The organism is Rhodanobacter sp. C03 (assembly GCF_002001175.1).
Taxonomy (GTDB): domain Bacteria; phylum Pseudomonadota; class Gammaproteobacteria; order Xanthomonadales; family Rhodanobacteraceae; genus Rhodanobacter.
Genome location: NZ_MUNT01000001.1, coordinates 113,283 through 135,998 on the forward strand (window position 1 = coordinate 113,283; position 22,716 = coordinate 135,998).

Annotated in this window: 19 protein-coding genes; 6 read left to right on the forward strand and 13 right to left on the reverse strand. The window is 64.6% G+C overall.

What is annotated here, in order from left to right:
* Nucleotides 1-20: 20 nt before the first annotated feature.
* The 3 genes from B0E48_RS00430 to B0E48_RS00440 all read right to left on the reverse strand — a co-directional run bounded on the left by B0E48_RS00430 (nucleotide 21) and on the right by B0E48_RS00440 (nucleotide 5,236).
* Complete coding sequence (locus B0E48_RS00430; protein ID WP_077515497.1) at nucleotides 21-2,039, reverse strand: autotransporter domain-containing protein; 2,019 nt, start codon at nucleotides 2,037-2,039, stop codon at nucleotides 21-23.
* Nucleotides 2,040-2,146: 107 nt separating this feature from the next.
* Nucleotides 2,147-4,474 carry a Tex family protein gene (locus B0E48_RS00435; RefSeq protein ID WP_077515498.1) on the reverse strand — a complete coding sequence of 776 codons (2,328 nt, stop codon included), beginning with the start codon at nucleotides 4,472-4,474 and terminating at the stop codon, nucleotides 2,147-2,149.
* Nucleotides 4,475-4,777: 303 nt separating this feature from the next.
* Entirely contained in the window at nucleotides 4,778-5,236 is a 459-nt protein-coding gene (locus tag B0E48_RS00440; protein ID WP_168170265.1) for a winged helix-turn-helix domain-containing protein, read from the reverse strand.
* Nucleotides 5,237-5,630: 394 nt separating this feature from the next.
* On the opposite strand from B0E48_RS00440, the gene B0E48_RS00445 reads away from it, so the two are divergent.
* Nucleotides 5,631-5,939: a hypothetical protein gene (locus B0E48_RS00445; protein ID WP_139350107.1), complete on the forward strand. Its 309-nt coding sequence runs from the start codon at nucleotides 5,631-5,633 to the stop codon at nucleotides 5,937-5,939.
* 187 nt (nucleotides 5,940-6,126) lie between these two features.
* Here the strand turns inward: B0E48_RS00445 and B0E48_RS00450 are convergent, their stop codons facing one another.
* Complete coding sequence (locus B0E48_RS00450) at nucleotides 6,127-6,903, reverse strand: RDD family protein (protein ID WP_077515501.1); 777 nt, start codon at nucleotides 6,901-6,903, stop codon at nucleotides 6,127-6,129.
* Between the two features lie 107 nt (nucleotides 6,904-7,010).
* Nucleotides 7,011-8,885 carry a tRNA uridine-5-carboxymethylaminomethyl(34) synthesis enzyme MnmG gene (gene mnmG, locus B0E48_RS00455; RefSeq protein WP_077515502.1) on the reverse strand — a complete coding sequence of 625 codons (1,875 nt, stop codon included), beginning with the start codon at nucleotides 8,883-8,885 and terminating at the stop codon, nucleotides 7,011-7,013.
* Between the two features lie 577 nt (nucleotides 8,886-9,462).
* Between mnmG and B0E48_RS00460 the strand changes: the two genes are divergently transcribed.
* Complete coding sequence (locus tag B0E48_RS00460; protein ID WP_077515503.1) at nucleotides 9,463-9,648, forward strand: hypothetical protein; 186 nt, start codon at nucleotides 9,463-9,465, stop codon at nucleotides 9,646-9,648.
* An 88-nt stretch (nucleotides 9,649-9,736) separates the two neighbouring features.
* On the opposite strand, the gene pepN is transcribed toward B0E48_RS00460, so the two are convergent.
* On the reverse strand, nucleotides 9,737-12,388 hold the full coding sequence (pepN, locus tag B0E48_RS00465; RefSeq protein WP_077515504.1) for an aminopeptidase N: 2,652 nt from the start codon (nucleotides 12,386-12,388) through the stop codon (nucleotides 9,737-9,739).
* A 69-nt stretch (nucleotides 12,389-12,457) separates the two neighbouring features.
* Between pepN and B0E48_RS00470 the strand changes: the two genes are divergently transcribed.
* Together B0E48_RS00470 and B0E48_RS00475 are read left to right on the forward strand one after the other, a co-directional pair.
* Nucleotides 12,458-13,468, forward strand: coding sequence for an aldose epimerase (locus B0E48_RS00470; protein WP_077515505.1), 1,011 nt, complete (start codon nucleotides 12,458-12,460; stop codon nucleotides 13,466-13,468).
* Nucleotides 13,465-14,427 carry a pyridoxal-phosphate dependent enzyme gene (locus B0E48_RS00475; RefSeq protein ID WP_077515506.1) on the forward strand — a complete coding sequence of 321 codons (963 nt, stop codon included), beginning with the start codon at nucleotides 13,465-13,467 and terminating at the stop codon, nucleotides 14,425-14,427. The genes B0E48_RS00470 and B0E48_RS00475 overlap by 4 nt, the downstream gene beginning before the upstream one ends.
* Before the next feature lie 24 nt (nucleotides 14,428-14,451).
* On the opposite strand, the gene B0E48_RS00480 is transcribed toward B0E48_RS00475, so the two are convergent.
* Nucleotides 14,452-15,561 carry a sterol desaturase family protein gene (locus tag B0E48_RS00480; RefSeq protein WP_077516794.1) on the reverse strand — a complete coding sequence of 370 codons (1,110 nt, stop codon included), beginning with the start codon at nucleotides 15,559-15,561 and terminating at the stop codon, nucleotides 14,452-14,454.
* A 70-nt stretch (nucleotides 15,562-15,631) separates the two neighbouring features.
* Nucleotides 15,632-16,519, reverse strand: coding sequence for a DMT family transporter (locus B0E48_RS00485; RefSeq protein ID WP_077515507.1), 888 nt, complete (start codon nucleotides 16,517-16,519; stop codon nucleotides 15,632-15,634).
* Between the two features lie 89 nt (nucleotides 16,520-16,608).
* On the opposite strand from B0E48_RS00485, the gene B0E48_RS00490 reads away from it, so the two are divergent.
* Together B0E48_RS00490 and B0E48_RS00495 are read left to right on the forward strand one after the other, a co-directional pair.
* Nucleotides 16,609-17,199, forward strand: coding sequence for a DNA-3-methyladenine glycosylase I (locus tag B0E48_RS00490; RefSeq protein WP_077515508.1), 591 nt, complete (start codon nucleotides 16,609-16,611; stop codon nucleotides 17,197-17,199).
* A gap of 108 nt (nucleotides 17,200-17,307) precedes the next feature.
* Complete coding sequence (locus B0E48_RS00495) at nucleotides 17,308-17,793, forward strand: hypothetical protein (RefSeq protein ID WP_077515509.1); 486 nt, start codon at nucleotides 17,308-17,310, stop codon at nucleotides 17,791-17,793.
* Between the two features lie 98 nt (nucleotides 17,794-17,891).
* On the opposite strand, the gene bioC is transcribed toward B0E48_RS00495, so the two are convergent.
* The 5 genes from bioC to bioB are packed head-to-tail and all read right to left on the reverse strand — an operon-like array spanning nucleotide 17,892 to nucleotide 22,608.
* A complete protein-coding gene (gene bioC, locus B0E48_RS00500) occupies nucleotides 17,892-18,773 on the reverse strand; it encodes a malonyl-ACP O-methyltransferase BioC (protein WP_077515510.1) in 882 nt (293 codons plus the stop codon).
* Nucleotides 18,770-19,555, reverse strand: coding sequence for a pimeloyl-ACP methyl ester esterase BioH (gene bioH / locus B0E48_RS00505; RefSeq protein ID WP_077515511.1), 786 nt, complete (start codon nucleotides 19,553-19,555; stop codon nucleotides 18,770-18,772). The genes bioC and bioH overlap by 4 nt, the downstream gene beginning before the upstream one ends.
* Nucleotides 19,552-20,334, reverse strand: coding sequence for a sulfurtransferase (locus B0E48_RS00510; protein ID WP_077515512.1), 783 nt, complete (start codon nucleotides 20,332-20,334; stop codon nucleotides 19,552-19,554). The genes bioH and B0E48_RS00510 overlap by 4 nt, the downstream gene beginning before the upstream one ends.
* 59 nt (nucleotides 20,335-20,393) lie before the next feature.
* On the reverse strand, nucleotides 20,394-21,587 hold the full coding sequence (bioF, locus tag B0E48_RS00515) for an 8-amino-7-oxononanoate synthase (protein WP_254423795.1): 1,194 nt from the start codon (nucleotides 21,585-21,587) through the stop codon (nucleotides 20,394-20,396).
* Nucleotides 21,565-22,608, reverse strand: coding sequence for a biotin synthase BioB (gene bioB, locus B0E48_RS00520; protein WP_077515514.1), 1,044 nt, complete (start codon nucleotides 22,606-22,608; stop codon nucleotides 21,565-21,567). The genes bioF and bioB overlap by 23 nt, the downstream gene beginning before the upstream one ends.
* Nucleotides 22,609-22,716: the final 108 nt, after the last annotated feature.

The following is a 22,716-nucleotide window of genomic DNA, read 5'->3' on the forward strand; positions in this document are numbered from 1 at the left end:
TTGTAGCGACCAGCGCCGGGTCAGAAACCGATCTTGAAGCCCGCGTTGATGCTGTTGTACTTCTGGCTGTTGTCGCTGAAGCGACCGCTGTAACCGATCCAGCTGGTCACGTTGGGCGTGAGCTGGGCGGACACGCCAAGATCAGCGGTACCCCAGCTTTTGTCGGGGGTGAATCCGGTCAGCTCGAATGTGCCGTTCATGCTGTTCAGGCCGGCGCTGACCGAGTCTGGCTGAGCTTTGCTGTCGTGGTTCCAGCCCAGTTCGGCGTACGGCGAAAGCAACAGATTGGCAACCTGCCAACTGCCCTGCAGGCGCCAGCCGAGGGTGCCGATCAACGCATCGCGCTGCTGCCGCCCGAACCACATTGCGGTGCTGTCGTTGCCGCTTTCGTTGTAACCGTCGACCTTGATGGTCTGCCACTCGAGGTTGGCAAACGGGCCGGTGCGCAAGCTGCCGAAATCAAACCACCAGCCACCCGTGGCGCCGCCGCCCAGGTGCGAACCATCGGTTTTGCCGCTCTCACTGCGCTGCATGGCACCGAGCGTGATGTCGCGCTGGATATTGGTGAATCCGGAGTGGCCGAAATTGGCATAACCGCCGACGTAGCCGCCGCCAGCCTGATAGGTGATGTAACCGAGTCCGCTCAGGTCTTGCAGCTTGTAACCACCGCCGCCGGAAAAATCGGCATTGTTCTGACTGACACCGAATGCGACGCCCGCAGAGACGTGGTCGGTGGCGTGTATATCCGCACCCAGCGTCAAGTTGAAATTGTTGCTGTTGGTCTTGGGTGAGCCGTTGTTCGCATCGAAACGCTGATCGCCGTAATCGATATTGACGAACGTACGGGTCTCGGCGCCGGTGCTGTCCGCCAGCATCTGCTTGCGGATGGCATGCGTCTGCGCGGTGCTGTCCGTCAGCGCCGTCTCGCCGAGCAGCGAAATCTGTGCCGGGGCCTGGATCACCGACAGCACGTACTGGGTGAGCATCATGTCGGCGCCGGTGGTCGGATGCACGCCATCGGCAAACACGTAGCTCAGGTTCGTGCCGGGCGCGTAGGTGTACGGCAGGCCCGAACCCTGCGGTCCGCACTGCACCGAGCTGGAGCCGACGCCACACGCCGGTGTGGTGGCATTGGTGAAACCGAAGGCCTGCGGATTGGCGATCGCTTCGGACAGCAGCGCATAGGCGTTGATCGGGATGATGCCCTTGCCCAGTTGGCCCAGACCGTTATTGAGCTGGCCGTTGTAGATCAGGCTGAGGCCGGTCAGTGATGCGGCGGCAGAAGCGCCCTGCTCGGTGGCTTCCGGCGTCAGTCCGATATTGGGCAGGTTGAAGACCAGGATGTTCTTCGCCCCGGCGCTCTGCAGCTGACCGATCAACTTGACCTCCTGCTGCGCGGCGGCGCCGACGGCTGCCTGCGCCTGATCGGCGGTCATCAGGGAGGAGACGCCGGCAGCTGCCTGCACCTGCTGGGTCACCGCCGCCGTCACCTGCTGGGTGATCTGCGGGGTGAGCGCCTGGATCTGGGCAGCGCTGTATCCAGCGGCCTGCAACTGCGCGATCTGCGCTGCGACGTTCTGAGTGATCAGCTGCTGCGCCGTGGCGGCGGCACCGGCCGAGGTGGCGGCATAGAAGATGTCGTTGGCACCACCCCAGATCGAATACAGCGCGCTGCCGTTGACCTTGCCGCCGGCGAGATAGGCATTGACCTGGCTGGTCAGGGTAGGCACCACCGCCGGCGTGCCGGGTGAGTTGGTGAGTACACCGGCGCCGCCCCAGGCGTAGTCGGAGCCGCCGGTCAGCGAGGGGCTGAGTGTCTGGCCCAGCTGGCTGGCGATGTATTCGATCGCCACGTGGCCCGGATTGGTGGTGAAGCGCAAGGGCGGCTGGATACCGGGCGCCGTGGCGAGCGAAATATTGCCGTTGTCACTGAGGCTGTCGCCAAACACGATGACTTGACTGAAGTCGGTGGCGACGGCGGCGCTGCTGAACAGCAACGTGGCGGCGATGGCGCCGGCGAGTTGGCGAGTGCGAAGCATGGGTAACACTCCTGGGCCGGAATGGCCTTGTTATATGAGCGTTACGTTAATGCACCCCATACGGAAGCGCATGCTGCATTGCAGCGCGCTTCCGTATCGTGGCCGCGTCAACGTTTGGCGGCGCGTGCCAGCGCGTCGGCGAAGGCGCTGTTGGCCGGTGCCGCTGCCGGTTTGGGCGCGCTGCTGGCCGGCCGGCCGCCGTTGCGGGCATCGCGCTTGCCGTCCGGGTTGCCGCCAACGGCGGGACGCCCACCACGCGCCTGTCCGGGTTCATCGTTCAGCCGCATGCTGAGGCCGATGCGCTGGCGCGGCAGGTCGATCTCCATCACCTTGACCTTGACGATGTCGCCGGCCTTCACCGCGTCACGCGGATCCTTGACGAAGGTGTGCGACAGCGCGGAGACATGCACCAGACCGTCCTGATGCACGCCGATGTCGACGAACGCGCCGAATGCTGCGACGTTGGTGACGCGGCCTTCGAGGATCATGCCGGGCTTGAGATCCTTCACGTCCTCGACGCCTTCGGCGAAGCTCGGCGCGACGAATTCCGGGCGTGGATCGCGGCCGGGTTTCTCCAGTTCCTTCAGGATGTCGCGCACGGTCGGCACACCGAATTTCTCGTCGGTGAACTGCTCCGGTTTCAGGCCGCGCAGGAAGCCGCTGTCGCCGATGATGTTGCGCACCTCGCGGCCGCACTGAGCGATGATCCGTTCGACCACAGGATAGGCTTCCGGGTGAACCGAGCTGGCGTCCAGGGGGTTGTCGCCGTTTGGCACGCGCAGGAAGCCGGCGCACTGCTCGAAGGCCTTGTCGCCGAGCCGCGGCACTTTCAGCAGTGCCTTGCGGTTGGCGAACGGGCCATTCGCGTCGCGGTGCTTCACCACGTTCTCCGCGACCGACACGGACAGGCCGGCCACGCGCGACAGCAGTGCGGCGGAGGCGGTGTTCACGTCCACGCCGACGGCGTTGACGCAATCCTCGACGCGCGCATCCAGCGCGCGTGCCAGCTTGATCTGGTTCACGTCGTGCTGGTACTGGCCGACGCCGATCGCCTTCGGCTCGATCTTCACCAGCTCGGCCAGCGGGTCCTGCAGGCGGCGGGCAATGGAGATGGCGCCACGCAGGGTCACATCGAGTTCGGGGAATTCCTTCGCGGCGATTTCCGAGGCGGAATACACCGAGGCGCCGGCTTCGCTCACCACGATCTTCGACAGCTTGGCCTCGGGAAGCTTATTGATCAGTTCACCGGTCAACTTGTCGGTTTCGCGCGAGGCGGTGCCGTTGCCGATCGCGATCAAATTCACACCGTGCTGCTTGCACAGCTTCGCCAACTGCACGAGGGATTCATTCCACTGCCGGCGCGGCTCGTGCGGATAGATGACATCGGTGGCGAGCAGCTTGCCGGTGGCATCGACCACCGCCACCTTGACGCCGGTGCGGATACCCGGGTCCAGGCCCATCACCGTACTCGCTCCAGCCGGCGCGGCCAGCATCAGGTCTTTCAGGTTGTCGCCGAACACGCGGATCGCCTCGTCCTCGGCGCCTTCGCGCACGCGGCCGAACAGGTCGAGGGTTAGATGCAGATGCAGCTTCACGCGCCAGGTCAGGCGCACGGTTTCGCGCAGCCACGCATCGGCGGCACGGCCGCGGTTGTGGATGTTGGCGTGCGCGGCGACGCGGCCTTCGCCTTCGGCATGACCCTGCTCGGTATCGGCGGCCGGTGCGAGTTCCAGTTCGAGAATGCCTTCGTTGCGCGCGCGCATCAGTGCCAACAGTCGGTGCGAAGGGATCTTGCCGACCGGTTCGACGTGATCGAAGTAATCGCGGAACTTCGCGCCCTCGTTCTCCTTGCCTTCGACCAGCTTCGCGCGGATCTGCCCCTGCGCCCACAGCCAGTCGCGCAACTCGCCGACCAGGTGGGCGTCCTCGGCGATCGACTCCATCAGGATCGCGCGCGCGCCGTCGAGCGCAGCGCGCACGTCGGCAACGTCTTTTTCCGCGTCGACAAACTTTTCGGCGATTGCCTCGGGCGTCAGCGTGGGATCCTCGCGCAGGCCCAGCGCCAGCGGTTCCAGTCCGGCTTCGCGCGCGATCTGCGCCTTGGTGCGGCGCTTCGGCTTGTACGGCAGATACAGATCCTCCAGCCGCGCCTTGGTGTCGGCAGCGAGGATGTCGTTCTTCAATACATCGTTCAGCTTGCCCTGTTCCTCGATGCTGGCGAGGATCGCGCTGCGGCGGTCCTCCAGCTCGCGCAGGTAATACAGGCGCTCTTCCAGCAGGCGCAACTGGGTGTCGTCCAGACCGCCGGTGACTTCCTTGCGGTAACGCGCGATGAACGGCACGGTGGCGCCGCCGTCGAGCAATTCCACCGCCGCGCGCACCTGTTCGGTCTTGGCGGCGATGTCCTGGGCAATGCGTTGTTCGATGCTGGGCATGAGTGACTTTCTGCTCCTTGAGCTATGGCGCGTCGCGCCGGGTGATGCAATCAAGCTGGTGATGATAGCAAGCTGCGTTTGCCCTCTTGCTGCCGTGGCGGGTGATTGCCGCGCCGCGCGGGAAGCATCCTGCCGACCCTCCATTCAAAGGGTAAGCCAAGCGTGTCGATTACATGCAGAAGTGGAACCGGGTGGCACCCGAGGACAAGGCCGTGCTGACTTTGCACGAGCAGGACGGCGTCTGAGTCTGATGTGGACGGAAGACGCCAGAGCACATGCGGGCGCCTTCCTTGAACGGCCTCATCAGGAGGCATCGCGCCGGGGATGGTTGCGCCGCTCGGCCGCGCGGCGTCGTTCCATCAATCGGGTGTCGGTTGCAGTCCTCATGGACGTGACTTCCCGCGGTATGGTCGGTGCGGCCGGGGATGCCTCGCACCGATGCACCTCGCCAATGAAGCGATAGCCCAGGCAGTTCACGGTGGCGATATAGCGTGGGTTATGCGGTGGGTCGCCCAAGGCGTTGCGCAATTGCGAAATCACCCGGGTGAGTACTCCTGGCGTCACGTTGCGATGCCCCCAGACCGTATCGAGCAGTGCATTTTTGCCAATCATCGCGCCGGCCTGCTCGATCAACGCGACCAGCACGGCATACGCCTTGGGCTCCACCAGGATCGGATGTCCGTTGCGCTCCAGGCGGTGCGCGCGTGGTTCGACGACGATGTCGTCGCATTGATAGATCCAGCGGCTGCCTGGGACGGACATTGTCACCATCGTGACCATGATCATGTCCTCTTGTGCGCTCTCCCTGTGGCTAGAGCATGCGCTTTGGCGCCGAAAGGTGTCATCTCGGTCGGACGGGGTAGAACATGGCCGATCCCGTTTGTCTGACATGCGATTGGCGGGCGCCTCGCTCTGGCCTGCCAGGCGAGTGTTCGGAATTTCTCGTGCTTCAGGTGGCGTCGTCGGTAGTTTTAATCGGCATGGCCTGTAGCAAACCCGTCTTTCGCCGCGTCTTTTGGGGGTGAGATCCGCCTGAAGTGGAAACCATGCGAAATCATCAGATTCTCCCGGCGATTTCCCCGCGAATTCCTCATGCTCCGTCGACTGCGTCGGCCTATGGTCACCTCACGGACATTTCGTCCGTCAGGAGAGCCTTATGAAACGTCTGATGATTGCCACGACCGCCCTGTTCGGCCTTGCCTGTGTCGGAAGCGCCAGCGCCGCACAATACGAGACCTACGTCACTGACCTGCATATCGGCTACGAATTGGTGGCCTTTGTTGGCCACACCCCTGCGGAGTTCGCCAAGGCACAGCGCGCGGCCAGCAGCTGGGAAGGCCGACGTCATGTTGGACTGGGTCCGCAGACGATTGCCGCTGTAGCTGTCGACGACTCGAACGGCATGGTGAAGCAGATCCGCTGGACCAGCCCCGATAACACGGTTGCCGTCGTGGACATCCATTGATTCGGCTTCGGCGCAGCGGGATCGGCTTGGGCTTGCCGCTGGAACAGCGCGTTGCGATCGACCGCAAGAGCGCACCACGCAGTCAACGGCGTTGGTGCGGCAGGGACTCGGGATGCACTGCAGGTGCCGGATTCCGGGATAAGGGCTGACGGCGTCACGCCGCCAGTCCTTCATTTCCGGCTGCAGCTCAAGCGCTGAACGAGTTGCCGGTGCCGGACGAAGCCGGGGTAGTCTTGAATTCGCTGGCGCGGCCATTCAGTACCAGGGTGCTACAGATTATGTCGTGCAGGCCCTGCTTGCGCTGGGTCCAGGCGACCATCAGAAAGCCGATAAAAAGGATGATGCCACTGAGGATCTTGGCCGGATAACGACCCAGCGCGCGCAGGAAACTGATCCGGTTGCCCTGCATGTCGGTGACCCGGATACCCAGTGCCAGTTTGCCCACGGTGGCCTGCCAGGCCGAGCTTTCGCACAAGGCAAAGTACAGCCACGCCAATGCGGTGGTGATCAGGGATGCGGCCGCGATAGACGAGTAGAACTGGCCATAGGCTGCCATCATCGCGTGCGGATCACCTGGTGCGGCGAGCATGGCCTGCCGCAGGGTCGCTTGAGCCGCATCGCTGCCCATGGCTTTCATGATGAGCATGTTCGGTATGTATAGAACGATGGCGTCGAGGATGTAGGCCGCCACGCGCTTCCAGAAGCCGGCATAGTCCTCCAGCGCAGCAGCGGTGGTCTGCGGCAGTGACTGCAACGGGGCGGTGGGTGCCGAATACGGGTTGTCGGCGGCCGGTGCGCTGCGCACCTCATCCGGGAACAGCACGGACAGCGGCTGCCAGTCGGCGAGGCCTTCGTACCACGCCAGATCCTCGCGGCTTACCTTGCCGCTGCGCAGCCACTGGCGCACATCGTCTTCCTTGTACGGGCCATGCCGTTCACCGTCCCGACCGATCCATATTTCCATCGTGCTCACTCCCCAGGCTGGTCAAAGTGGGCATGATGCCATGAGTGCCGGTGGATGCTGCATGCCGCAAGTACCGGTACGGCAACCGGCAACCGGAATGCCCTCGCTCAGGCAGCGTGGCGCTTCAGGTGCACCAGCAGCAGCGAGATGGCGGCGGGCGTGACGCCGCTGACGCGGGCAGCCTGACCGAGTGTGGCCGGCTGTGTGCGTTTTAGCTTCAACAAAACCTCGGCCGACAGTCCGCGCACCTTGTCGTAGTCGAAACCGGCGGGAATCGCGGTGTGCTCGTTGCGGCGTTGGCGCTCGATTTCCTCGCGCTGGCGTTCCAGATAACCGGAATACTTGGTCTGTACCTCGACCTGGCCGGCGATATCGTCGCGTTCCACTGCGGGGCCGAGTTCGGCGACGCTGGTGAGTTTCGCGTAGTCCAGTTCCGGCCGGCGCAGCAGGTCCAGCGCATTCGTTTCACGGCTCACCGCGATGCCGAGCTGGCGTTCGATCGCGGCGCCCAGCGCATTGTTCGGCGCCGCCCACAACGCGCCAAGACGCTGCGTCTCGCGCTCGATCGCCTCGCGCTTGTTGCGCAGCGCGTCGAAACGCGCCTGCGGCACCACGCCCAGTGCGTGGCCGGCCTCGGTGAGACGCAGGTCGGCGTTGTCCTCGCGCAGGTGCAGGCGGTATTCGGCGCGCGAGGTGAACATGCGATACGGCTCGATCGTGCCGTTGCTGGTCAGATCATCGATCAGCACGCCGATATAGGCCTCGTCGCGGCGTGGGAACCACGGCGCCTTGCCCTGCACGGCGAGTGCTGCATTGAGTCCGGCGATCAGGCCCTGCGCGCCCGCTTCCTCGTAACCGGTGGTGCCATTGATCTGGCCGGCGAAGTACAGTCCGGGAATCGCCTTGGTTTCCAGCCACGGATGCAGCCCGCGCGGGTCGAAGTAGTCGTATTCGATCGCGTAGCCGGGCCGGGTGATATGCGCGTTCTCGAAGCCCTTGATCGAGCGCACCAGCGCCAGCTGCACGTCGTAGGGCAGCGAGGTGGAGATGCCGTTGGGGTAGACCTCGAATGTATCCAGCCCTTCCGGCTCGATGAAGATCTGGTGCGAGCCCTTCTCGGCGAAACGCACTACCTTGTCTTCGATCGACGGGCAATAGCGCGGGCCGACGCCTTCGATCTGGCCGGTGTACAGCGGCGAACGGTCCAGAGCGCCGCGGATCAGCGCATGCGTGTGTTCACTGGTATGGGTGATCCAGCAGCTGACCTGGCGTGGATGTTCGGCGCGCGTGCCGAGATAGGAGAACACCGGTGCCGGATCGTCACCGGGCTGTTCTTCGAGCTCGCTGAAATCGATGCTGCGCAGGTCGATGCGCGGCGGTGTGCCGGTCTTCAGGCGATCAGCGGCCACCGGCAACTCACGCAGCTTGGCCGCCAGCGTGCTGGCCGGCGGATCACCGGCACGACCACCGGCGTATTGCGCCGGACCGATATGGATCTTGCCGGCGAGGAAGGTGCCGGCGGTGAGCACGACCGTCTTTGCGCCGAACGACAGGCCCATCTGGGTGACCACGCCGGTGACGCGGCCGTTCTCGATGATCAGGTCATCGACCGCCTGCTGGAACAGTTGCAGGTTCGGCTCGGTTTCCACGATATGGCGGATGGCGGCTTTATACAGTGCGCGATCGGCCTGGCAGCGGGTGGCCCGCACGGCCGGCCCCTTCGAGGCATTCAGTGTGCGCCACTGGATACCGGCGCGGTCGGCAGCGTGCGCCATCGCGCCACCCAGCGCGTCGATCTCCTTGACCAGATGGCCCTTGCCGATACCGCCGATCGCCGGATTGCAGCTCATCTGGCCGATCGTTTCGATGTTGTGGCTTAGCAGCAGCGTGCGCGCACCCGTACGCGCGGCGGCCAGCGCGGCCTCGGTGCCGGCGTGGCCACCGCCGATCACGATGACGTCGTAGTGGGTCGGATGGCGCATGGAACTGACCTGAGCGTGCAAAAAGTGACAAAACAGGGCGCTATGGTAGCGCCATCAATACTTTGCCGGCGGATTCGTGCTGCTGGCATGCTTCCTGCTTTATCCAATCAGCACTTTCACGGGCAGACGCTGCGCGACTACGCGCGCCGAGATCGAACGGACAGGGGTTCGATTGCGTACCGGGAAAGGAAGCAAGACGGCACCCCTCGGGGTGCCGTCGTCTTTTGCAAGCCTGAAAAGACAAGGCCCCGCGGTTTGTAGCCGCGGGGCCTTGTGCTGATAGATCTGGCGCTCGGCGGTCTCAGGAACAGGGGGAATCCAGGATGACCGTATTGCCGAGCGCCAGAAACCGGAATCTTGTCAGGCGCAGAGAGCTGCGTTTTCGTGAAACGCTTGGTGATTCTCACCGCGAACGCGTGAACAAAGAGTGACTGAAAGGGGATTTTGTGCCGGGCCGCGGCACCAGCTGACGTGCAGCGTCAGTCGCCGTATCAAAGTCACCCATCGAGCGTGACTGACATCACACTTTGGCACGACAGATGCTTTATCTCCTTCACCAAGACGAAGGAGATCCACCATGGACATGAACTTCAACTTCGAGCCGGTTTATCCGCGTCACGATCTGCTGATCGAGATCGGTCAGGTCGAGATGGCGATCGATGGTTTGTACGAGCGCGAAGACGACGAGCGCGACGCCTTGCAGCCGGACCTGGAGTCACGCATGCAGAGCCTGATCGAAGCACTGGATCATCTGGCCATCTGAATCATGTGATACCTGTGCATGGCGATCACGCCACGCACATCGGGGTGACGCCTCGGGACAGGCAAGCTGCACGCCGCCCCGCCGCGGCTCAGCGATTGAGTACGTTGCCAATGATCTCGGCCAGATTGCGCGAAAGTCCATCGTGCCCGGCCAGTCTTGCAATCGCCGCGCGTGCAGCCTCGCGTCGTTGCGGCTCCAGTCGCTGCCAGCCGTTGAACGCCGTAGCCAGTCGCGCTGCAACTTGCGGATTCAACGCATCCAGCGTGATCAGCCGTTCGGCGAGCAATCGATAACCGGCGCCATCGACGCGATGGAAGCCACTCGGATTGCCGCGCACGAAGGCGCCCAGCAATGCCTGCACCCGGTTTGGATTCTTCAAGGTGAACGCCGGATCCTGTTCCAGCAACAGCACGCGTTCCAGCGCGGCATCGCCGGGCGACTGCGCCTGCACCGCAAACCACTTGTCCAGTGCCAGTGCGTTGTCGGCGTAGCGTGCGCGATAGTCGGCCAGCGCCGGCGCGGCTTGCGCGGCCTGGCTGTGCACCAGCACGGTGAGCGCGGCGAGGCGGTCGGTCATGCCGGGCGCCTCCCGGTATTGCACCGCGGCCAACACGCGGGCGCTGCTGCTGTCGACCAGATTCAGCAGCTCCAGCACGCGGCGTTTGAGTCGCCGGCGCGCCTGGCTGATGGCATCGAGCCGGGCGTTGGTATGCGCTGACAGCGTGTGGAAACGCTGGCGCAATGCCGTCGCGCCAAGCCGCTCGGCCAGCTGTTGCTGCAGGTTCTCGCGCAGCGCGTGAATACGCAGGGGGTCGACGGCCGTCTCTCGCTCGGCCAGCTCGACTTCGCCCGGGGGAGTCAGCAGATCGGCCAACAACGCATCCTCGATGTCGTCGTTGTCGAAGAGGAACGCCAGCGCATCGCACCAGGCCTGCACCGCATCGGTTGCCCCGCCGTCGCGCAGGTTCTCATAAGCGCGTGCGGCAAGTTGCTGGCCGGCTTCCCAACGATTGAAGCCGTCGATGTCATGACGCAGCAGCAGGGCCAGTTCATCCGGGGTGTAGTCGAAGTCGAGGATCACCGGCGCGGAGAATCCGCGCAGCAGGGAAGGCACCGGCGCGGTGATAACGTTGTTGAAGACGAAGCTCTGCTCGGCCTGTGCCAGTACCACCATGCATTCGGTCTCACGGGTGGATGGCTGGCCGTCCACATGCAACGGCAGCATGTCGCCGTTTCGCGTGAACAGGGCCAGCTTGACCGGGATCGGCAGCGGCACCTTCGGCCCGTGTTCGGCGCCGGCCTGTATCTGCTGGGCCAGCGTGAGCGTGTATTCGCGCCGGGCGGCATCGTAGTGGCCGTGCGCCTTCAGTCGCGGAGTGCCGGCCTGGGCGTACCAGGCAAGGTATGGCGTGAGGTCGATTCCGTTGGCTTCGCCGAGCGCGCCGAGAAAATCCTCCAGCGTGGCCGCGCGGCCGTCGTTGCGTTCGAAATAGCGATCCATGCCTCGGCGGAAGCCGTCCTTGCCCAAGGCGCCGGCCAGCATGCGTACTAGCTCGGAGCCTTTCTCGTACACCGTGGCGGTATAGAAATTGTTGATCTCGCTGTATTGCGCCGGGCGCACTGGATGCGCCAGCGGACCGGCGTCCTCGGGGAACTGTGCACGGCGCAGCAGCGCGACATCCTCGATGCGCTTCAGCGGCGCGGAATTCATGTCGGCGGAGAAACTCTGCTCACGGAACACCGTCAGCCCTTCCTTCAGCGACAGCTGGAACCAGTCGCGGCAGGTGACGCGGTTGCCGCTCCAGTTGTGGAAATACTCGTGCGCGACCACCGCTTCGACATGCCGATATTCGTCGTCGGTGGTCGAGTCCGGGTCGGCCAGCAGATACTTCGCATTGAAGATGTTGAGACCCTTGTTCTCCATCGCGCCCATGTTGAAGTCGTGGGTGGCGACGACGTGGAACACATCCAGGTCGTAGTTGCGGCCATAGGCCTTCTCGTCCCAGCGCATCGAGCGTTCCAGCGCGTCCATCGCGTAGTGGCAGCGGTCGATAACATCAGCCTCGGCCCAGATATTCAGCTGCACCGCGCGGCCGTCGGCGGTGACATAGTCGCGCTCGATCTTTTCCAGCCGGCCGGCCACCAGCGCGAACAGGTAGCTGGGTTTCGGATGCGGATCGACGAAGCGCGCCCAATGCCGGCCACCCTCCAGTTCACCGGCGCCGTCCGGGTTGCCGCCCGCCAGCAGCACGGGAAAGCGTGCGCGGTCGGCGCGCAGGGTGACGCTGTAGCGCGACTGTACGTCGGGCCGGTCGGGGAAGAAGGTGATGTGGCGGAAGCCTTCGGCCTCGCACTGGGTCAGCAGGAAGCCGGCTTCGCGCGAGCCAGACAGGTACAGGCCTTCCAGCGCAGTGTTCGCTGCCGGGCGCAGCCGTACGCGGGTTTCCAGCACGCTGCCGTCGCGAGCACCATCGACTTCCAGCACGTTGCCGACGTATCGATACGCGGTGGCCGGCAGTTGCTCGCCATCCAGCGCGATCGACAGCAGCTGCAGGTCCTCGCCATCCAGCCGCAGCGGCGCGGTCTGCGCCGGATCGCGCCGCAACAGCAGGCGGGCGAAGACTTCGCTGGCATCGATGCCGAGGTCGAAATCCAGCTCGACCGTCTCGACCCGCCAGGCGGGTGCACGGTAATCGTTGAGACGAATCAGTGCAGGGGCTTGCTCGGAAAGTGCATTCATGCGGACAACAATAGGTGTGAGTATTGATCAGGCTAACATGGGGTGCTTTAACGGCAGGAGAACCCGGTAATGCCATCGAATGCAGCGTGTTATACCGCCGAGCGCGCCCGGCTCGGCGAGCAGGAGATCGTGGTGCTGACCGGTCCCGGCGCCAGCCGGCGCCTGCGCATCGCGCGCCATGGCGCGGCCCTGCTCAGCTTCGAGGTGGCGCTGGACGGCGTCACGCATGATCTGGCCGACGGCTACCGCGATGCGGCCGAAGTGGCCAGTCGACCGGGTTCGCGTTTCGCGATCATGGTGCCGTTCGCCGGACGGATCGCCGATGCTCGCTACCGCTTCGACGGCCAGTCGCAGGATCTGCAACCTGGTGTCGTTGGTGCTGCCCGTGCCAGCCGGCACGGCTTTGTGCGCGACACGGAGTTCGAGATCACGGCACTCGAGGCGGATGAACATGCTGCGCGGGTGACGCTGGGTACGAAGTCGATCCGTCCGCAGCCGGGCTATCCGCACGCGATCGACCTGACCGTGACCTTCACGCTGGATGCCGGCGGGATCACGCTGGAGGTGCGCATGCGCAATGTCGGCGACAGCGCGGCACCGTGCTTCTTCGGCTGGCACCCGTATTTCCGTCTGGCCGATACCACGGTCGATGGCTGGCAGTTGCAGATTCCCGCGCAGACCTTGATCCGCACCGATGCCGACCTGATCGCGCTGCCCGGTGCGGCGGCATTTGTGGCACTCGATGAGGTGCCAGCCCTCGATTTCCGCAAGCCGCGGCTGCTTGGCGACAGCATTCTCGATCATGAATACACGAACCTGACTGCCGACGCCGATGGCCGCATCCGCACCCATTTGCGCGATCCGTCCAGCGGGCTCGGCATCGCGGTATGGCAGGAACACGGCGTGATGCATGCGTTCACCGCCGACACGATCAGCCGCGATGCACGCCGCGCGATCGCGCTGGAGCCGATGGAATGCATGGCCGACGCATTCAACCGGCCCGAATGCGCCGACGCGATCCGCCTGTTGCCCGGTGCCGAGCGCAGCTTCCGTTGTGGCGTGGAGGTCCAGTTGCCATGAGTTCTTCGCTGGGTGCGTTGCCAAGTTTCGAACAGATCCGCGATGCCGCCGCGCGCATCGCGCCGCATGCGCGGGTTACGCCGGTATTGCGTAGCGATGCGCTGGATGCGCTGAGCGGCGCCGAGCTGTATTTCAAATGCGAAAACCTGCAGCGCGGCGGTGCGTTCAAGTTCCGCGGCGCCTGCAATGCAGTATGGGCGTTGAGTGACGAGCAGGCTGCGCACGGCGTGGTCACGCATTCGTCCGGCAACCACGGCAATGCGCTGGCGATGGCCGCTGCTACCCGCGGCATCGCTGCGCATGTGGTGGTGCCAGAAGGCGCGGTGCGCGCGAAGATCGCGGCGATCGGGCGCGCCGGCGCGATCCTGCATCGCTGCGCGCCGACCCAGGCCGCTCGCGAGGCGATGACGGCCGAGGTGCAAAAGATCACTGGCGCGGTGCTGGTGCACCCGTATGCCGACACCCAGGTGATGGCCGGGCAGGGCACCCTGGTGCTGGAGTTGTTGCAACAGGCAGCGGGACTGGATGCGCTGATCACACCGGTCGGTGGCGGTGGCCTGGCCAGCGGCGCGGCGATCGCTGCACATGCGATCGATCCGTCACTGAGCCTGTTCGGCGCGGAGCCGCTAGGCGCCGACGATGCCGCGCAATCACTGGCCCGTGGTTCACGCGTCACCAGCGTGGTGCCGGACACGCTGTGCGACGGCCTGCGTGCACTGGTCGGCGAGCGCAACCTCGATGCCTTGCGCGCTCATAAGGTGGACGTGATCACCGTCAGCGACGCGGAAACCATCGCCGCGATGCAGCTGCTGTGGTCGGAGTTGAAGCAGGTGGTGGAAGTGTCCAGCGCCACCGTGCTGGCGGCGATCCTGCAGCAGCGCAAGCGCTTTGCCGGACGCCGCGTCGGCGTGGTGCTGACCGGCGGCAACGTCGATCTGCAGGTGTTGCCCTGGTATTAGAGCGCGCCCCTGCGAAAGCAGGGGTCAGGCCACTTCCGCCGACGTGGTGCTGCTGACCGGATCCGCTTCGGCGACGGCCGTGGCTGGCGACTTGTGTTCGAACACATGCAGGTCCAGCTGGCTGACCGGAATCGGCCGGTAGCCTTCGCCAAACGCCACCTCGCCGGGTGTCCAGCCCTCGATACAGCGCACCGCGCCCCAGAACCGCTTCAGTGCGGCCCAGTGCAGACCGACCAGGCCGTGGTCGTTGTCGGCATCGACGACCGGATCGCCCACGCCGGTCGGTCGCGGTGCCAGGCCATACAGCGACGTACCGAACAGCACGTCCCAGATCGAAAGCACCTGGCCGTAGTTGCAGATATGCAGGGTCGGTCGCTCGGGATCGACCAGCATGTGGTGCAGGCGGTGGAATTTCGGATCGACAAACACCCGCTCGAACACCTTGCCGAAGCCGATGCGCGTGTTGGTATGCGAGAAGTTCTGCACCAGTTCGCCGAGCAGCATCAGCCACGCAAACTCGTCCGGATCCACGCCGATCACCAGGCCCACCACGGCCAGGATCATCGACTGGATGAAACCATCGACCAGGCTGCCGCGATCGTTGGTCCAGCAGCTCATCTGGCGCGTGCTGTGATGCATGCTGTGCAGCGCCCACCACCACGGGATCGCGTGCTGGGTGCGGTGCATCCAGTAGTACACGAAGTCGTACACCACGTAGTACGTCGCGAACAACACGAACGGGTGCTGGTTGAACCACGGTATCCAGTGCGTCAGCGCCAACGGCGAGCCGGTGCTCGAGGTGGCGCTGTCGACACCGCCGAACAGATGGCTGAACGGGGTCAGCACCAGATAGGTGAACAGCGGGAAGATGCCGAGCAGCATCAGCAGCGTGTAGTTGCGGTCGACCAGGGTCAGCTTGCGATCGGCCCACTTTTCGGCCGGAAACCAGGTTTCCAGCGGGCGAAACAGGAAGCCGATGATGCCCACCTGCAGCGCCGCGATCATCAGCGAGGCGGAAATGTCGTTGGGATCGCCGGCCAGCCCGTTCAGATGCAACACATCCAGGAAGGGCACGACCGCATGGGCACTCAGCCAACTGACCCCGTGAGCCCACCATTGAGACAAATCAAACATCGGCATTTCTTCAGTTCCGGCAGCGTTGCATGATATCGCCGCGTGCAAGGCCGGAGGCTGAATGGCCCCCTCAAGCGCGTCGCCGCGCGCCCACGCCGCTGACCGCGACCAGACCCAGCAGCACCAGGGCGATGCCGACTATTTCCATCATCGACGGCTGTTCGTGCAGGATCAGCCACGCCAGCAGCACGCTGACGATCGGCACGCCGAGGCTGCACAGACTGGCCACCGTGGTGGGCAGGCGTTGCAGCACAATCGACCACAGCCACCATGCCAGGCTGGACGCCAGCACCACGCTATAGGCCAGTGCGCCGATGAAGGCCCAGTTCCAGTCGATCGGGCGTTGCGGCACCGCCAGCGCGACCACGGCAAGCGCCACGCCACCGGCCAGCATCTGCCACGCGGTGAGGCTGAGCACGGAGAACGTGCGCTGGCGGAACAGCCGCTTGCTCAGCACCGTGCCGGCCGCCCACGCCACGCCGCCGGCAATCGCCAGCGTGGTGCTCACCACGCTGCCCATGCCATGCCACGGCTCGATGATGCATAGCAGGCCCAGCGCGGCCAGCGCCAGCCCCAGCCAGTGTCGCCGGCTCGGCCGTTCACCCAGCAGCAGCCACGCCAGCAGCACCGCCCAGAACGGCATCGTGTAGGCCAGCAGCGCCACATGACCGGCGCCGCCGTCGAGCAGCGCCCATTGCTCCAGCCCCTGGAACGCCGCGGTCTGGCACAGGCCGATCAGGATCGTCGGCAGCAGCGGCGGCGGTCGCAACGATTGCCGCGAGATCAGCAGCGCCGCAAACAGCACCGCCGCGCCCAGCAGGTAGCGCAACGCGGCGAAGTTGAACGGCCCGGCATGCGCCAGCACCTGTTTCATCACCACCCAGCTGTAGGCCCAGACCAGGATGGTGACGAGCAGCGCGAGCACCGCGCCGCGGCGTGGCGAGGAGGAAGACGACATGCGCAGGCCGGCAGGAAAGGGGGCGACAAGTCTAGCGGTGTCGGCTACGTTGTGCCGGCGCTCTTCCTGTACCTGCCGGATCCGGACCCATGACCAAGCCTGCCGACCTGCCACGCTGCCACTGGGCCACCGGCAGCGATGCCTTGATGTGCCACTACCACGACACCGAATGGGGCACGCCACTGCATGACGATCGCGCGCTGTTCGAGTTCCTGTGCCTGGAAGGTGCACAGGCCGGCCTGTCCTGGCACACCGTACTGGCCAAGCGCGAGAACTACCGCAAGGCCTTCCACCATTTCGAGATCGCCCGCGTCGCCGCGATGAAGGATCGCGAACTGGAAAATCTGCTGCTCGACCCCGGCATCATCCGCAATCGCCTGAAGGTGACGGCCACACGCGACAACGCGAAAGTTGCGCTGGAAGTGATCGATGAGTTCGGCAGTCTGGACGCTTATCTGTGGTCATTCGTCGACGGCAAGCCGCTGGTCAATCGCTGGCGCGACAAGAGCGAAGTGCCGGCCAGCACCGAGTTGTCCGACCGCATGAGCAAGGCGTTGAAGAAGCGCGGCTTCCGCTTCGTCGGCACGACGATCTGCTATTCGCTGCTGCAGGCGACCGGGATGATCAATGATCATCTTGTCGGGTGTTTCCGGCACAAAGCATGTAGCGGGAAGAAGTGAGCGTTATTTCTTGTGAATGACCGCTTTCACCCAAAGCAGACCTTCAAAAGAAGCGTTGAGCAAGTTCGAACCGCATGTGGCTAAGATGCACGAAAGCAAAGGGGCACTATGAATATTTCGCACTATTGGGGTTTGCTTTTGGTGCCGGCCGCGATCATATACGTGGCATTGGCAATGAGGCAGCACCATCAAATCGTAGGGGATACGGAGATTTACAGAATTCCCTATGCCTATACTTTCTTGTGTTTCGCGGGCTTTGTATTTTTTGAGATCCTCCCGTTCTGGAAAAGCATCCCGAGCGACGCCGTTTCATTTGTGGTTTACCACGTATTTTTCCCGCTTCCCTTTTTTGTGGTTTGGCTCCGAAACCTGATGTATAGAGTTGAAGTTACAGGTAGCAAGGTCGTGGTAGGGGCGTTCCCAAGGCATCAGTTTGATATGCATGACATCGTCGACTCTGATCTGACGGAAGGGCGGGCGCAGGTGCTGACCCTTCGACTGCGTAATGGAAAAAAACGATACATATCGGGATACATAGCTGACTTCAAACCGCTTGCTGCGAAGCTCGTCAGGCAGGTCGGAAGAATTGATTAGTGGTCCGCCACTAGCCGCGAGCGGTCCTTGCGTAGCGGACGGCAAACGAAGGTCCGCCACCCAAAGCGGACATTCCGGATTCCGCAAAATCTTCGATTTCAGCGCCGCCTCGACCCACGCAAATTCTCGATCGAAAAGCTGGCAATCTCGCCGCCATCGGCACCGCGGCGTGGTTGACCAATCGGCGGCCCCCACGCATGCGCAGTGACGACTTCCCACGTCGCCGGAATGCGCCCGTCCACGCGCATCGCTTCATAGGTGGCAAGCATGCGCTGGTAGCGTGACTTGCCGGTGAGGCCGCGTTCGCGTGTGCTGTCAGCATTCGTGGCGCCGAGGCCCTGCAGTTCTTCGAGCAGTTTGCGCGGCTCGCTGTAGGTCAGGGTGTAGCGGAACACGTCCAGTACCGGGTCGCGCAGGCCGGCGGCGAGCATGGCGTCGCCGACATCGTGCATGTCGAGGAAGCGGCTGACATGTGCCTGCTGGTCGGCTTCGGCCCATGAGGCGCGCAGTTCCTTCAGCGTATCCGGGCCGAAGGTGGAGAACGCCAGCAGGCCGCCGGGTTTCAGCACGCGCGCGCATTCGTTGAATAGTGCGGGCAGGTCGTCGATCCACTGGAAGCACAGGTTGGAATGCAGCACGTCGATGCTGTGGTCGGGCAGCGGCAGCGCCGTGGCTTCGGCGCAGACGCGTTGGAAGGGCTTGAGCCAGCTTGCGTGCTGTTTCGCCGCGCGCAGCATCGGCAGCGCCAGGTCGACGGCGATCACTTCGGCCTTGGCATAACGCTGCTTCAGTAGCGCGCTGCCGCGGCCGGTGCCGGCGCCCACATCGATCACGCGTTGTGGTGTCTGCGTATAGAAGTCCAGACGCTCCAGCAAGGCGGCCTGCACTTCACGCTGCAGCACGTCGTGTTGTTCGTAGCTTTTGGCGGCGCGGCCGAAGTGACGGCGCACCAGCTGGCGGTCGAGGTGGAAGTCGCTCATCGGACGTGCTCAGGGTGAATGTGTGCCAGCAAGGGCTGGAGTGCCTGTGCCACCGCATCGGCATGGCCGAAGAACGGTGCATGGCCGGCGTGATCGATTTCGTCGTAACTGCCGCCGCATTGGCTGGCCGACCATTGCATCGCCTGCGGATGCACCAGCCGGTCGCGGCGGCCGGCGATCCATGCGCTTGGCACGCTGAGGTCGGGCAAGCCGGCGCGGCGGTCGCCGGTGTCCAGGATGCGGATGCCTTCCTGCAATACGCGCAGATCGGGTTCGCCGCGGGCGAATACCAGCGTGCGCAGCTGTCGCAGTTCGGCGCGTGGATCGGCGCTGCCCATCGCCTCCAGCGCGAGGAAGCGCTCGATCGTGCCGTGGTAATCGGTTTCCAGATCGGTAGCCAGCTGCTGCACCATCGCGGCATCGTTGCCATACGGCCAGCTGGCATCGCGCACGAAGCGCGGCGTGGCGCACAGCATCGCCAGGCCGCGTACCTGCTGCGGTAGATCCAGTGCGGCAGTCAACGCGATCAGTCCACCCAGCGACCAGCCCAGCCAGATCGCCGGCGGGGTGATCGCGGCAATCGCGGCGGCGCAGTCACTCGGCTCCAGCGGCAGTCCGCAGTCGCGTGAATAGCCATGGCCGGGCAGGTCGACCACGTACATCGTGCAGTGTTCTTCCAGCGCCTCGACCAGCAGGGCCAGCACGCCGCCGTGCATCGCCCAGCCATGCAGCAGCACCATCGGCACCGGGCCGTGGCCGCGCTTCTCCATGTACAGGCTCATGCGCCGGGGTCCTTGTCCTTGTCTTTGGCGCGCGGTGCGGGCATCGGAATGCCGGCCGGCGTCAGTGTGCTGTCGATCGCAACGCGTCCATCGAACACGAAACAGTCGCCGTGCCAGTGGGTGCCGTCGGTCTGTTCCAGGTATTTCAGGATGCCGCCTTCGAGCTGGTAGACGTCCGACATGCCGAGATCGCGCATGTGCAGCGCGGCCTTCTCGCAACGGATGCCGCCAGTGCAGTACGAGACGATGGTCTTGCCCTCGTAGCGTGCACGGTCGGCGGCGATTGCCGCAGGAAACTCGGTGAAGCTGGCAATGCGGTAATCCACTGCCAGCGGGAACTTGCCGACATCGACCTCGTAGTCGTTACGGGTGTCCAGCAGCACGACTTCGCGGCCCTCATCGTCATGGCCCTGATCCAGCCAGCGCTGCAGAGTGAGTGCATCCACCGCGGGTGCGCGACCGCCTTCGGGACGGACCATCGGCAATCGCATGGTGATGATTTCCTGCTTCAGGCGCACCCGCATGCGGCTGAACGGCGCATCGTCGGACAACGATTCCTTCGGCTCGATATCAGCAAAGCGCGGATCTTCGTGCAGCGTGGCCATGAAACCGTCGATCGACGCGCGGCCGCCGGCGAGAAACAGATTGATGCCTTCCGGCGCCAGCAGGATCGTGCCTTTCAGCGCCAGCGCCTCGCAGCGTTCGCGCAGCCGCTCGCGCAGCGTGGGCAGCTCGTCCAGGCTGATGAATTTATAGGCGGAGATATTGACGATCGACATGCGGGGGTATCGGTAAAGCAAGCGGGCAATTATACGCGGCGGCGGCTGGTCGCCTGCTTTCAGGCGGCTGAGGGTGGCAAGTGCAGGGTTTTCAGTGCGGCCAGCAGGCGGTCGACGTGCGCTTCCTCGTGTGCCGCCGACAGCGTGATGCGCAGGCGCGCCTGACTTTGCGGCACGGTCGGTGGGCGGATCGCGCTGACAAGCAGGCCTTGTCCTTCCAGTGACTGTGCCGCGGCCAGTGCGGCATCGGCACTGCCCAGCAGCAGCGGCTGGATCGCGCTGGTCGAGTTCGCCAGCGGCAGGCCGAGTTCGCTCGCACCGCGGCGAAAGCGCTCGATCAACGCGGCAAGTTTCTGCCGTCGCCATCCTTCGGTCTGCGCCAGTTGCACCGCTTCGAGTGCGGCGGCTGCCAGCGCCGGTGGCATCGCGGTGGTGTAGATGTACGGCCGCGCGAACTGGATCAGGCCCTCGATCAAGGCGGCTGGGCCGGCGACGAAAGCGCCGGCGCAACCGAGCGCCTTGCCCAGCGTGGCCATCAGCAACGGGACTTCATGTTGTCCGAGATCTGCGGCGCTGATGCTGCCGGCGCCGTGCGGGCCGAGCACGCCGAGGCCGTGCGCGTCGTCGACCATCAAGGTGGCGTGCTCGTTCGCGCACAAGGTCGCCAATTCGCGCAGCGGCGCGACATCGCCGTCCATGCTGAATACGCCATCGGTGGCCAGCAATGCGGCGGCATCCGGGCTCGACGCCAGTTGCCTCGCGGCGGCAGCCACATCGGCATGCGGATAGCGTTTCAGTTCGGCGCCGCTGAGTTTCGCGCCATCCAGCAGACAGGCATGGTTGAGTTTGTCCTGCAGGCAGACATCGCCGCGCGTCAGCAACGCCTGCAGCACGCCGAGGTTGGCCATGTAGCCGGTGGAGAACAGCAGCGCACGCTCGCGTCCGGTCCAGACGGCGAGCGCTTCTTCCAGTTCCGCATGTTCCGTGCGGTGGCCGCAGATCAGATGCGCCGACGTACTGCCGACGCCGGCTTGTCTGGCCGCGCGGGTGAGTGCGGCGATCAGCTGCGGATGTTGCGCCAGACCGAGGTAGTCGTTGCTGCAGAACGACAGCAGGCGCTGGTGGCCGGTTTCCAGCCACGGGCCGTCGACGTGATCGATCGTGCGCAACCGGCGCAGCAGTTGCGCGTGCTCACGTTCGGCCGTCTGTGCGGCCAATCGTTCGAGCAGATCAGGCCGCGGCGCTGCAGCCACAGCTTTGTCCGCAGCCAGTCGCTTCGCTTTCCAGGATGTCCGCATGCACGGTGCTGTTTTCCTCGACCACCTGCAGCGGATGCAGGTCGAGCCGGCGGAACAGCGCGCGGTCGTGTTCCACATCCGGATTACCGGTGGTCAGCAGCTTCTCGCCGTAGAAGATCGAGTTGGCGCCGGCGAAGAAGCACAGCGCCTGCACCGCATCGTCCATCTGCTGGCGACCGGCCGACAGGCGCACCATCGAGGCCGGCATCAGCAGGCGCGCCACCGCGATCGTGCGCACGAACTCGAACGGATCCAGCGCCGCGGTGCCGTTGAGCGGCGTGCCTTCCACCTGCACCAGCTGGTTGATCGGCACCGACTGCGGATGCTCGGGCAGGTTGGCCAGCGTCTGCAGCAGGCCGGCGCGTTGATCGCGCGACTCGCCCATGCCGACGATGCCACCGCAGCAGGTTTTCATGCCGGCGGCGCGCACATGATCGAGAGTGTCGAGCCGGTCCTGGTACTGGCGGGTGTGGATCACTTCACCGTAGAACTCCGGCGCGGTGTCGAGATTGTGGTTGTAGTAGTCGAGCCCGGCGGCCTTCAGTGTGTCCGCCTGCGACCCGCTCAGCATGCCCAGCGTGGCGCAGGTTTCCAGGCCGAGGCCTTTCACCGCGCGGACGATCTCGGCCACCTTCACCACGTCGCGATCCTTCGGACCACGCCAGGCCGCGCCCATGCAGAAACGGCTGGCGCCGGCATCCTTGGCCGCCTGCGCGCGCTCCAGCACCGCTTCCACGCTCATCAGTTTCTGCGCCTGCACGCCGGTGTCGTAGCGCGCCGCCTGCGGGCAGTAGGCGCAGTCTTCCGGGCAGCCGCCGGTCTTGATAGAGAGCAGGGTGGACACCTGCACCGCATTCGGGTCGTGCTGTTCGCGATGCACCGAGTGCGCGCGATGCAGCAGCTCGTTGAACGGCAGCGCGAACAGTGCGGCCACTTCGGCGCGGGTCCAGTCGTGGCGGATGGCGGTGTCGACCATGGAACAGCAACTCCCATACATGAATCGCGAAAGTGTGGGAGTCGCCCCGAAGCGTGTCAACTCGACAGGTGTTGCGAATGGTTGACGCGGACATGGACACAGCCCAGC